The organism is Streptomyces sp. ADI96-02, from assembly GCF_003846185.1.
GTDB lineage: Bacteria > Actinomycetota > Actinomycetes > Streptomycetales > Streptomycetaceae > Streptomyces.
The window spans coordinates 4,814,816-4,827,303 of record NZ_ML123034.1 but is presented as its reverse complement, the minus strand read 5'-3'; the positions used below and the strand labels follow the sequence as shown (position 1 = coordinate 4,827,303).

Here is a 12,488-nt window from a genome sequence, read left to right as displayed (position 1 = left end):
GTCAGTGGAAGGCGACCGGCAGGCTGTCGTAGCCGTTCAGGAAGTTCGAGTAGATCGGTCCGGGTCTTCCGCACACCTCGATTCCGGTCACCGACTCGGTGAGCGCGTTCAGCAGCGCCCGCAGCTCCGCTCGGCCGAGGAACGCGCCGACGCAGAAATGGGGGCCGTGGCCGAGCGACACGTGCTTGTTGGGCGAGCGGGTCAGGTCGAACCGGCGCGGCCGGTCGAACACCTCCTCGTCGTTGTTGGCGGACGTGTTCCACAGGGTCACGATGTCGCCCGCCCGGACCCGCCGGCCGCCGATCTCCCTGTCCTGGACGGCCGTGCGCGCGAAGTGCATGGCGGGCGTGGCCCAGCGCAGCACCTCCTCGACGGCCGAGTCGACGCCGGCCGAGCCGTCGCGCAGCGCACGCCACTGGGCCGGGTGTTCGGCGAGCGTCTTCACGGCGCAGATCGCGGACACCCGGGAGGACTCGTCGCCGCCCAGCACCAGGCTGTAGCAGTTGAGCGCGGCCTCCTCCAGGGTCAGCGGGCCGTCGCCGGCCTCCGCCGTGGCGATCATGCTGACGACGTCGTCGCCGGGGTGGTCGCGCCGGTACCGGACGAGGTCCATGAAGTAGCCCACGATCTCGTTCCGGGCCTCCAGCGAATCCAGCCGGTCGGCCGTCTCGTCGGCCGAGGAGAGCGCCAGTTTGTTCCAGCGCAGCAGCTTCTCGCGGTCCGCCTCGGGAATGGAGAGCAGATCGCCGATGGTGTTCATCGGGATGTGGTCGGCGATTTCCGCGGCGAAATCGAACTCGCCCTTCCCGGTGAAGCTCCTGACGAGCCGGGACGTGCGTTCCCGCACCCTGTCCTCGACCGCGCCGAGCACGCGCGGCGAGAAGGCGCGCAGCATCAGCGTGCGCAGCTCGCGGTGGCGGGGCCGGTCGGTGACCGCGAGCATCTTCCCGCCGGCCGAGTCACCGCCGCTCAGCAGCACGTCCAGCACCGTGCCGCGGGCGGAGCTGAGGCCGCGCGCGTCGGCGTAGCAGGCCAAGACGTCGGCGTGGCGGGCGACGACCCAGAAGCCCGGGTCCCCGTCGTGCCAGTACACGGGCCGGGACTTGCGTACGTCGCGCCAGAACTCGTGCACGTCGTTCCGTGCGAAGGAGGTGGCGTCGGTCAGGTCGAGTTCAGTCCGTATCGTCATGCCGAAAGCGTGGCAACGGCGCCTGTGGCTCCGAAGATTTCTTGCCCAGGTCTTTCTCCTTGAATGAGAGGAGAAAGAGTGCGATTCCGGAGGCCGCTTCGGTGCCATGCTCGGGGAAAGGGTCACCGGACTCACCAGGATATTCACCGAAGGCCGGATGATCGCACCGTACGAGGAGGCAGCGCCTTGAGTGATCTGACGTATGCGGATTATCTGCGGATGGAGACCCTTCTTTCGCTCCAGGAGCCGAGGGCCCCGCACACGGCCGGCCGCGCGGTGGTCCTGGCCGAGCAGTTTTTCATCATCACCCACCAGTCCTGCGAACTGTGGCTGAAGCAGCTGGCCGCGGATCTGGACGCCGCCGTCGAATCGCTCGTGCCGCCCTGTGACCCGCACGATCTGGAGCTGGGGCTCGAATTCCTGCTGCGGGCCGCCGATATCGTCCGGGTGCTCCAGCAGCAGGTGCTGGTGCTGGAGAAATTGCCGTTGCGCTGTTTCGCCGCGTTCCGGCCCCATCTGGGCACGGCGAGCGGCGCGCAGTCGACGCAGTTCCGGCGGCTCACCGCGCTGCTGGGCAACGAGCACGATCCGGGCAGCCTGTACGAGGCGTTCACGGCGGCGGCCGACTACCACGGGCAGACGGTGCCCGACGTGTGCCGGCGGGGCGTGGAGTCCGGAGTGCTGCACCGTGTCGCCGAGGCGCTGGTGGATCTCGGGAACGGGTACTGGCACTGGAAGGTGGCTCATCTGGCCCTGGTCTCCGGGATGGTCGGGGAGCAGAGCGGGACCGGCGGGTCGAGCGGTGTGGACTTCCTCGCCCGCCGCACCTCCAGACCCTTCCCCGAACTGCGCCGGTCGCGCGGGAAGGTCCGCCCGTCCTGACGGTCGCCGCGGCCCCGGCACGGGCCGGGGCCGGACGAACGGCCCGCCGCGGATCACTGGGGCGTCTCGGACTCCAGTACGTAGCCCCGGCCCCAGGCCGTGCGGATGACCAGGTTGAGCAGGGACAGCCGCCGGCGGAGCCGCATGATGTGGAGGTCCAGCGAGTTCCGGGTCGGCCGCTGTACGTGCTGTGCGAGCCGCTGGGCGAGTTCGTTGCGGTACACCACTTCGCCGAAGTGCTCGATGAGCAGTTCCATCAGTTCGGTCTGGACGTTCGAGATGGTGATCGAGTGCGGGCCGAAACAGAGCGTTCCGGCCGAGTCGAGAGTGGGAAGCTGCTGACTGTCGAGCCGGTTCTGGAGCGCCGTGACCCGGGCGTCGAGATCCTCCCGGGAGATGGGCGCGCGTACCCAGTCCTCGAAGGGGTCGTTGCAGACCGGCGGATGGGCACCTCCCTCGACCACGAGAAGGCGGGGTATGCCTTCCTTCTTACATCGGTTCCGAAGGTCGATCTGTGCCGGCCATCGGACGAACATGACATCGCTTTTTGTGCCTCTCACAGCACACGCTCCCGCTGTCACAGATGGATGGTCGCTGTCCCCGCCCGGACGACGGCCCCTTGCACGTCCGCCGTACGGGCATGAACGGCCGCAGGCCGTGGGTGTCCGTCGTCACGGCCTGCGACCGCGGAGGCCGCGTTCGCCCCTACGGCACGTTCTCGGATCCGTACCTCACGGCACGGTCTCAGCCGTTCATCGCCTCCCGGAGGCCGCGCGGCCTCATGTCGGTCCAGTGCTCCTCCACGTAGGCGACGCTCTCCGGTCTTCCCGCGGGGCCGAAGACTCTGCGCCAGCCGGCCGGCACATCGGCGAAGGCCGGCCACAGCGAGTGCTGGTCCTCGTCGTTGACCAGCACGAGGAAACGGCCGCTCTCGTCGTCGAACGGATTGACGCTCACTGGTGTCCTCCCACTCTCTCCACCGGCCGACGTTCGGTCGGGGTCACCGCGCCGCCCGGAGTATCCGGTTGACGGCCCGGCTGATCTCGGCCGCGTTCCGCGGCCAGTACATCTCGTTGTGCGCGCAGGCGATGTCGATACGCCGGATTCGGCCGTCGACGTGCTCCTGCCAGAGCACTTCCAGTTCCTCCTCCAGTTCCCGCTTGTCGTGGGTCTCCGGGTCGAGGAGTGCGTTGAAGAAGACGACGTCGCCCTGGAACCGCGGTGATGTGAACCGCCGCATCTGCTCCATCTGTCCCACGAAGATGGCGGACGCGGTGGCGACCAGGGCGGGGTACTCCTCCATTCCGGCCAGGTGTCCCATGTAGTTGGCGAGGAATCGCCGGACCATGGCTTCGTCCAGGGCCTCCAGGTCGGCGAAGTGCTTCGAGGGTGCGGCGTCCAGCAGGGCCAGGAGCGCCACCTCGTGCCCCCGGCGCTGGAGTTCGGCGGCCATGGCGTGCGCCAGGGTGCCGCCGAAGGACCAGCCGAGGAGGTGGTAGGGGCCGCTGGGCTGGACCTGGAGCACCTGGGCGAGGTAGTCGTCGACCATCTCCTCGATGGAGGCGGCCGGCGGGGTGCTCCCGTCGAAGCCGCGCGCCTGGATGCCGTAGAGCGGCCAGGCCGGGTCCACGTGCCGGGCGAAGCCCAGGTAGGGCCAGCTCAGCCCGCCGCCGGGATGCAGCCACCACAGCGGGGGCCGGGTGCCCTCGGTGCGGATCGGCAGCAGGACGGAGAAGGGGTCCTCGAAGGCGGCGTCGGTGTCGGAGGACAAGTGCGGCGCCAGTTCGGCGACGGTCGGGTACTGGAACACCGTGCGGATCGGGACGTCCACGCCGAGCTTCTCGTGGATCCGCCAGACCAGGCGGGTCAGCCGCAGGGAGTGGCCGCCGCAGGCGAAGAAGTCGTCGTCGACGCCGATCCGGTCCAGGCCCAGCACTTCGGCGAAGAGGGCGGCGAGCTCCTCCTCGCGCGGGGTGCGCGGGGCGCGGTAGTCGCCCTCCACCGGGTCCGGGTCGGGGAGCGCGGCGCGGTCGACCTTGCCGTTCTCGGTGAGCGGCAGCCGGTCGAGGACCACGATCTCGCCGGGCATCATGAACTGCGGGAGCCGGCCCGCCAGCCGCTCGCGCAGCAGGGAGGGCAGCCGGGAGGCGCGGCGGGAGACGGCGGGCACGTTCACCGGACGGCCCTGCCGGGCGGCGGCAGGGCGGTGGAGGCCGTCGCAGCACAGGGCGTCGACGTCGGGCAGGACCGCCGCCTCGAAGCAGTCGGCCGCCTGCGCCGACCAGGTGCAGTACACGGCGAGCCCTCGCCGGGCTCCCCACGCCTCCAGGTCGGCCGGGTCGAGCGTGCCGCCCGTCTCGGCGGGGGCTCCCCATTCGGCGGCCTCTCCGGCCAGCCGGGCGTTCGGCACGCGCGTCAGGCGCAGCCGGCCACCGTGCCGGGCCAACGCGGCCTCCAGGTCCCCCAGTTCGCGGACCTCCGCGCCCCAGACCTCCTCGGCGAGGTCGCCGAGGCCCAGCTGCTCAGCCGGCTCCTTGTGCAGGACGGCCTCGTAGCGGTGGCGGGTCAGCTCGTTGTGGTGGGTCCCCTGCTTGAGGCGGATGTCGGCGACGACGGGGTCCGGCCGGGACTCGGCCCAGCGGGTGAAGAAGGCGGGGTCGACGAGGAGTTCCTTCTCGCCGAGCACCGCTCGTTCGACGGCGGCCCGCACACCGGCCGGGCCGTCGTCGGGCTGCCGGCAGCGGTGGACCGCGGCGGCGAACGTGCGCAGGGTGCGGTAGTTGCGGACGTCGCCGATCACGACGCGCCCGCCGGGTGCGAGCCGGTCCATCGCGAGGTCGAGCACCCGGCTGAGGTAGTCGCCGTCGGGGAAGTACTGCACGACCGAGTTCAGGATCACCGTGTCGAAGTACCCGGCGGGAAGGCCGTCGGGGTCGTCGGCGGGCTGGCAGCGCAGGGTCACCCGGTCCGACAGCCGCCGGTCCGCGCCGGTCTGGGCCCGCAGCCGCTCGATGACGGGCGCCGAGAAGTCGGTGCCCCAGTACTCCTCGGCCTCCGCCGCCAGCGGGCCGAGGAGCAGGCCCGAGCCGACGCCGATCTCCAGGACCCGGCGCGGGCGCAGGGCCCGCACCCGCCGCAGGACCGCCTCGCGCCACTCCCGCATCTGCGGCAGCGGGATGGGGCGGCCGGTGTACGAGCTGTTCCAGCCGGTGAAGTCCTCGCCGACCCCGTCGCCGCCGGTGTCCGTGCCCCCGTACATCGTGTCGTAGATCTCCCGCCATTCGACGACCTGTTCGGCGGCGTCGCGGCCGGTGGGGGCGGAGCTGTCGGGCACCACGTAGGCGACCATGCCCTGTTCGCCGAGCCGGTCCCGACGCACGGCGACCACGGCGTTCGCCACGCCGTCCTGTTCGCGCAGCACCGCCTCCAGCTCGCCCGGTTCGACCCGGAAGCCGCGCAGTTTGATCTGGTCGTCGCCGCGGCCGACGTAGTGGAGGCGGCCGGCGCTGTCCCAGCGCACCAGGTCGCCGGTCCGGTAGACGCGCGCTCCGGGCGGACCGGACGGGTCGGCCGGGAACCGGGCGGCGGTCAGGCCCGGCCGGTCCGCGTAGCCGCGCGCCACTCCGTCGCCGCCGATGTACAGCTCGCCCACCACGCCGGGCGGCACCGGTCGCAGCCGGTCGTCGAGGACGAGGAGCCGGGTGCCGTCCATGGGCGTGCCGATGGGCAGCGGGTCGGTGCACTCCGCCTCGGACGCCACCCGGTGGCGGGAGGCGAACGTGGTGGTCTCCGTCGGGCCGTAGCCGTTGACCACGGTGGTGCCGGGGCAGGCGTCGAGGACCGCGCGGACGGCGGTCGGCGAGAGGACGTCGCCGCCCGCCCACACCTCCCGTACGGTGCGGAAGCACGCGGCGTGCTGTTCGGCCATGACGGCGAACAGTCCGGCGGTCAGCCAGAGCGCGGTGATCTCCTGCTCGGTGACCGCCCTGGCGAGTTCGGCGGTGTCGGGCCGCCCGGCGCGGGCCACCACGGCCGTGCCGCCGCCGAGCAGCGGCACCCACATCTCGTACGTCGACGCGTCGAAGGTGTGCGGCGAGTGGACGAGGACGCGGCGGTGGGCGGCCGTGGCGAAGCAGCCGTCGAGCGCCAGGCCGGCCACGTTCCGGTGGGTCGCCTCGACCCCCTTGGGGCGGCCGGTGGAGCCGGAGGTGTACATCACGTAGGCGACGCCGTGCTCGGTGGCCCCGGCGGCCTCGGGCGGTGAGTCGGGCAGGTGGCCGAGGTCCTCGTCGGCGAGGCTCTCGTCGACGGTGACGGCCGGTTCGAGGTCCGCGAGCAGCAGCTCGATGCGCTCGGGCGGGTAGGTGGGGTCGACCGGGACGTACGCGGCACCGGTCTTCAGGACGCCGAGGACGGCGGCGACCAGCAGCGGCGAACGCTCCAGTACGAGCGCGACCCGGCTGTCCGGGCGCGCCCCGCGGGCCCGGAAGTGGTGGGCCAGGCGGTTGGCCCAGTGGTCCAGTTCGGCGTACGTCCAGCTCCGCCCGGTGTCGGCGGCGACCAGGGCGGTCGCGTCGGGGGTCGCGGCGGCCACGGCCGCGAACCGCTCGTGGAGGGTGCCGGCCGCGAACCGGGCGTCCGGGCCCGCGCCGCCCCAGCGGGTCAGCGCCGCGCGCTCCTCCTCGGTGACGACGTCGATCGCCCCGATGGGCGTGTGCGGCTCGGCGACCGCCTGGCGCAGGAAGTGCAGCCAGCGCTCCAGCAGGGCGGTGACCGTGGCGGAGTCGAACAGCTCGGTCGCGTACTCCACGAACCCGTCGATGCGGGCCGGATCGCCGTCCTCGTCCCGTTCGGTGAGGCTGATGAAGAGGTCGAAGCGCGAGGTGCCCAGGAAGAACGGCTCCTCCGACACGGCGAGGCCCGGCAGGTCGAACGTGGGCCGCGCGTTGTTCTGGAGCGCCAGGCACACCTGGAAGAGCGGGTGGTGGGCGGGCGAGCGGACCGGGTTGAGCACCTCGACCAGGTGCTCGAACGGGATGTCCTGGTGGTCGTAGGCGGCGAGGCTGTTCTCGCGGACCCGGCCGAGGAGTTCGGTGAAGGCGGGGTCGCCCGAGGTGTCCGCCCGCAGCACCCAGGTGTTGACGAAGAAGCCGACCAGCCGCTGGAGCGCTTCGTCGGTGCGTCCGGCGATGGGCGAGCCGATCGGCACGTCCGTACCCGCGCCGAGCCGGGTGAGCAGCGCGGCGAGTGCCGCCTGGAGCACCATCGACACCGTGGCGCCGTTCTCCTCGGCCAGCCGCCGCACCCCGTCGGTGAGCCCCGGGTCGAGGGTGAGCGGCACCACGTCCCCGGCGTAGGAGGCGACGGCGGGCCGTGCCCGGTCGGCGGGGGGCGTGACGGTCTCGGGCAGGCCGGCCAGCGTCGTCGTCCAGTAGTCCAGTTGCCGCCGGTAGAGGCTGCCGGGGACGTCCCGGTCCCCCAGCAGGTCGCGTTGCCAGAGGGTGTAGTCGGCGTACTGCACGGGCAGCGGTTCCCAGTCGGGCGCACGGCCGGAGCGGCGGGCCGCGTACGCGGTGGTGAGGTCCTGCGCGAGCGGGAGCGCCGACCAGCCGTCGGCGGCTATGTGGTGCGCGCCGATCAGGAACACCGCCTCGCGTTCACCGGTCCGCAGCAGCCAGGACCGTACGGGGATCTCGGCCTCCAGGTCGAACGGGCGTCCCGCCGCCGCCCGCAGGGCCTCGGGCAGCTCCTCCTCGGCGATCCGGCGCTCCTCCCAGGGGACGTCGAGCGCGGCCGGTTCCAGGACGTGCTGGTAGGGCTGTCCGTCCGCCTCGCCGAAGACGGTGCGCAGCGACTCGTGCCGTGCGACGACGTCGTTCACGGCCTGCCTCAGTGCCGCCGCGTCGAGTTCGCCGCGCAGGCGCAGGGCCAGGGAGACGTTGTAGGTCGCCGAGGGGCCCTCGAAGCGGTAGATGAACCACAGCCGCTGCTGGGCGTAGGAGAGCGGCAGCCGCTCGGGCCGGGCCTGCGGCCGGAGCGCCGGGCGGACGGTGTTCAGGGTGGTCAGGTGGGCGGCCAGTCCGGCGGCGGTGGGCGACTGGAAGACGACCCGGATGGGGATCTCCACGCCGTGCTCGGCGCGGATGCGGCTGACCAGCCGGGTGGCGAGCAGCGAGTGGCCGCCGACGGTGAAGAAGTTGTCGTCCGCGCCGACCCGGTCGAGTCCGAGCACCCCGGCGAACAGGGCGCACAGCGATTCCTCCTCCGGGGTGGCCGGGGCCCGGCCGCCGCCGCCGGCCGAGTAGTCGGGGACGGGCAGGGCGCGCCGGTCGGGCTTGCCGTTGTCCGTGAGCGGTACGGCGGCGATGGGGACGATCGCGGCCGGGACCATGTACTCGGGCAGGATGTTCCGCAGGTGGGTGCGCAGGGCGGGCAGCAGCTCCGTGACGGCTCCGGCGGCCGTCGGGTCGTTGACCGGGGCGCGGTCGTCCGTGGCCGGCAGGTAGGTGCCGGCGAGGGCGGCGCCGGCCACCGGGCCGTCGCGGAAGAGGAGCAGGTCGAGCCGGTCGACCGCGTCGGCCGACCAGGTCGCCACCGCGTCCCAGCCGTGCCCGGCGGCCCAGGCGCGGAACCCGGCGGGATCGAGCGGCGGCAGCAGCGGCGGATCGGAGTCGTCCAGGCCCAGCGCGCGTGCCGCCGCGGCCTCCTCCGTCAGCCGGGCGTTCGGGACTCCGGTGATCCGCACGACCGCTTCCGGGCGGGTGCGGACCTGCTCGGCGAGCCGGTCCAGGTCGCCGTCCCAGGGCAGGCGGGGGACGCCGTCGAGCCGGTGCGGCTCGCCGTCCGGTCCGTTGCCGGGCTTGTGGAGCACGGCCTCGTAGCGGTGCCGGGTCAGCTCGTTGTGGTGGACGCCGTCCTTGACGCGCACCTCGACGCCGCTCGCCCCGGCCCGCCCCGACCAGTCCAGGAACCACTCGGGGTCGACCACCAGCTCCTTTTCGAGCAGGACGGCCTGGTCCACCGTGGAGCGCAGCACGGCCGGGGCCGCGTCGGGCTGCTTCGTGCTCCGGACGCCCGTCTGGAGCGTGCGCAGGGAGGACGCGCGCCGGATGTCGCCGAGGACGATCCGGCCGCCCGGAGCGAGCAGTGCCCATGCTCCTTCCAGGACCCGGGCGAGGTAGTGCTCGTCGGGGAAGTACTGCACGACCGAGTTGAGCACCACGGTGTCGAAGCCGCCCCCGGGCAGTCCGGTGAGGTCGTCGGCGGCCTGGCAGCGGAGCCGGACCCGGTCGGCCAGTCCGGCTCGGGCCACCTGGTCGCGGAGCCGGTCGACCGCGGGGCGGGAGAAGTCGGTGGCCCAGTACTCCTCCACTCGGCCGGCGATGTGCGCGAGCAGCAGGCCGGAGCCCGCGCCGAGTTCGAGGACGCGTCTGGGCGACCGGCACAGGACGCGTTCCACGGCGGCGTCGCGCCAGGCCCGCATCTCCTCCAGCGGGATCGGCGCACCGGTGTAGGAGCTGTTCCAGCCGGTGAAGTCCTCGCCGAACCCGTGTCCGGCGTCGTGGGAGTACGCCTGGTCGTAGACCTCCTGCCACTCCTCCACCCGTTCGCCGCCGCCGCCCGCGTGCCGCGCCGCGGCGGTGTCCGGGACGACGTAGGCGACGAGCCGGGAGTCGCCGGGCCGGTCCTCGCGGGCGGTGACGATGGCCTGGCGGACGGCGGGGTGGCGGACGAGGGCGTGCTCGACCTCTCCGGGCTCCACGCGGAACCCGCGCAGCTTGACCTGGTGGTCGGCGCGGCCGAGGAAGCAGAGGTTGCCGTCGGGGAAGTAGGCGGCTCGGTCGCCCGTGCGGTAGAGGCGGTCGCCCTCGCGGGTGCTGAACGGGTCGCGGACGAAGCGTTCGGCCGTCAGTTCGGGCCGGTTGACGTAGCCGGTGCAGAGGCAGTCGCCGCCGATGTACAGGTCGCCCTCGACGCCGACGGGGGTCGGTTCCATGTCCTCGTCGAGCACGTGGTAGCGGGCGTTGTCGATGGGGCGGCCGTAGGGGATGCTGCGCCAGTCGGGGTCGATCTCCCGCACCCGGTAGTAGTTGGACCACACGGTCGCCTCGGTCGCGCCGCCGAGGCTGACGATCTCGGCCGAGGTGAACACCCGGCGGACCTCGTCGGGCAGGGACAGCGGTGTGTAGTCGCCGGAGAGGAACACCAGGCGGAGGTCGCCGGCCCCCGGGTACGCGGTGTCGTCCGTGAGCAGCGACGCCACTTGGTTGAGGGTGGTGGGCACCGAGTCCCAGAAGGTGATCGGCTCGGTGAGCAGGACGTCCAGCAGGAGCTGCGGGTCGCGCTGCTGGACCGCGTCCGCGATGTAGACGCCGCCGCCGCAGCCGAGCAGGCCGAAGACGTCGAAGACGGAGAGGTCGAAGCCCAGCGAGGTGACGCAGAGGGCGACGTCGTCGGGGCCGAACGCGAAGGTGCGGTAGCACCAGTCGAGCAGGTTGTGCACGGGCCGGTGGGTGACCGCGACGCCCTTGGGTTTCCCGGTGCTGCCGGAGGTGAAGACGATGTACGCCGTGCTGTCCGGGCCGGCCGTCGGCTCCGGGTCGTGGTCGGGGCCGGGCCGCCCCTCGTCGAGGAGTTCGACGACGTCGACGCCCTCGCCCTCGGTCCAGCGCTCGGTGTCCGCGGTGGACAGCACGAGGGTGCACCCGGCGTCGGCGAGCATCCCGGCCACGCGGTCGTCGGGCAGCGCCGGTTCGATGGGCAGATACGCGCCGCCCGCCTTGTGCACGCCGAACACGGCGGCGATCATCGCCGGACCGCGCAGGATGCTGATGCCGACGACGGTCTCCGGCCCCACACCGCGTTCCTTGAGGTCCCAGGCGATGCGGTTCGCCCACCGGTTCAACGCCCCGTAGGTCAGGGTGCCGCCGGCCCAGCGCAGGGCGATCGCGTCGGGGCGCCGCGCTGCCTGCTCCTCGAAGAGCAGGTGGACCGGTCCCGGGCAGGGGAAGGGCCGCGCGGTGTCGTTCCACTCGACGAGGATCTTCCGGCGCTCGTCGGCGTCGAGCCGTCCGCCGGTCCGCTCGGGCTCCGCGCCGCCGGGCGGCGTCCCGCCGACGAGCGTCCGCGGGTCGGCCACGACCTCCTCGACGACCGCCGTGAAGGCTTCCGCGATCTCCTCGACGGTGGACCGGTCGAAGAGATCGGTGGCGTACTCGATCTCGCCCACGACCGAGCCGGTGGCCGCGTCGGGGGCGAGGTTGAAGAACAGGTCGAACTTCGCGCTGCCGGTGGGCAGCGGCTCCATCGTCACCGCGAGACCCGGCAGGTCCAGGTGCGGCGGGGTGTTGTTCTGCCAGGCGAACACCACCTGGAAGAACGGGTGGTGCGCGGTCGAGCGTTCCGGGCGCAGCAGCTCGACGAGCCGTTCGAAGGGCACGTCCTGGTGGTCGTAGGCGACGATCGCCTTCTGCCGGACCTGCTCCAGCACCCAGGCGAAGGACCGCTCGGCGCTCAACTGCACACGTAGAGTCCAGGTGTTGACGAAGAAGCCCACCAGGTCGTTCAGCGCCTCGTCGGTGCGGCCCGCGATGGGCGAGCCGAGAGTGACGTCCCTGCCTCCGCCGAGCCGGTGCAGCAGCACCACCAGGGCGGCCTGGAGCACCATCGACACGGTCACGCCGCGGGAGGTCGCCAGCTTCTCCACCTCGGCGAGCAGGCGGCTCGGGAGTCCGGCCGGGACCGACCCGCCCCTGAAGGTCATCATCGCGGGGCGGGGCCGGTCCAGGGGCAGCGGCAGCGGCCGGGAGACCCCGGCCAGCTCCTCGCGCCAGTAGGCGGTCTGGACCGAGAGGAGGCTGTCCGGGTCGGTTTCGTCGCCCAGCAGTTCGCGCTGCCACCGCGCGTAGTCCGCGTACTGCACGGGCAGTTCGGCCCAGTCCGGCGCGGCCCCGGCCACCCGGGCGCGGTAGGCCGTGGAGACGTCGCGTGCCAGCGGCGCCAGGGATGCGCCGTCACCGGCGATGTGGTGCACCACCAGGACCTGGAGGAATTCCTCGTCCCCGGTCTGCAGGACGCACCCGCGCAACGGCACGTCGACCTCCAGGTCGAACCAGCTGCCGGTGACGGAGGCCACCACGCCGGCCACCCGGTCGGGGGCCACCCGGCCCCAGTCCTTCCAGGGCAGTTCCAGATCGGCCGGGTCGAGGAGGCGTTGGAACGGCTGCCCGTCCACCTCGCCGAACACGGTTCTCAGGACGTCGTGGCGCATCATCACGTCGTGGAAGGCCGCCCGCAGCGCGTCCCTGTCGAGCGGGCCGCGGAAACGCAGGAGCAGCGGGATGTTGTAGGTGGAGGACGGTCCTTCGAAGCGGTTGATGAACCACATCCGCCGCTGCGCGTACGACAGGGGAGTCAT

5 protein-coding genes are annotated in these 12,488 nt (G+C 72.5%); 1 reads left to right on the top strand and 4 read right to left on the bottom strand.

All coding sequences use genetic code 11. The features are described 5' to 3' along the window. Position 1: 1 nt before the first annotated feature. Positions 2 to 1,189, bottom strand: coding sequence for a cytochrome P450 (locus EES43_RS21350; RefSeq protein WP_124270198.1), 1,188 nt, complete (start codon positions 1,187 to 1,189; stop codon positions 2 to 4). A gap of 63 nt (positions 1,190 to 1,252) precedes the next feature. Between EES43_RS21350 and EES43_RS21345 the strand changes: the two genes are divergently transcribed. After that, entirely contained in the window at positions 1,253 to 2,071 is an 819-nt protein-coding gene (locus EES43_RS21345) for a tryptophan 2,3-dioxygenase family protein (RefSeq protein ID WP_124270197.1), read from the top strand. 53 nt (positions 2,072 to 2,124) lie between these two features. Here EES43_RS21345 and EES43_RS21340 read toward each other — a convergent pair whose 3' ends face one another. The 3 genes from EES43_RS21340 to EES43_RS21330 all read right to left on the bottom strand — a co-directional run bounded on the left by EES43_RS21340 (position 2,125) and on the right by EES43_RS21330 (position 12,488). Beyond that, on the bottom strand, positions 2,125 to 2,535 hold the full coding sequence (locus EES43_RS21340; protein WP_206430097.1) for a winged helix-turn-helix domain-containing protein: 411 nt from the start codon (positions 2,533 to 2,535) through the stop codon (positions 2,125 to 2,127). Between the two features lie 280 nt (positions 2,536 to 2,815). Then, positions 2,816 to 3,028: an MbtH family protein gene (locus EES43_RS21335; protein ID WP_124270195.1), complete on the bottom strand. Its 213-nt coding sequence runs from the start codon at positions 3,026 to 3,028 to the stop codon at positions 2,816 to 2,818. Between the two features lie 43 nt (positions 3,029 to 3,071). Continuing rightward, entirely contained in the window at positions 3,072 to 12,488 is a 9,417-nt protein-coding gene (locus EES43_RS21330; RefSeq protein ID WP_124270194.1) for a non-ribosomal peptide synthetase, read from the bottom strand.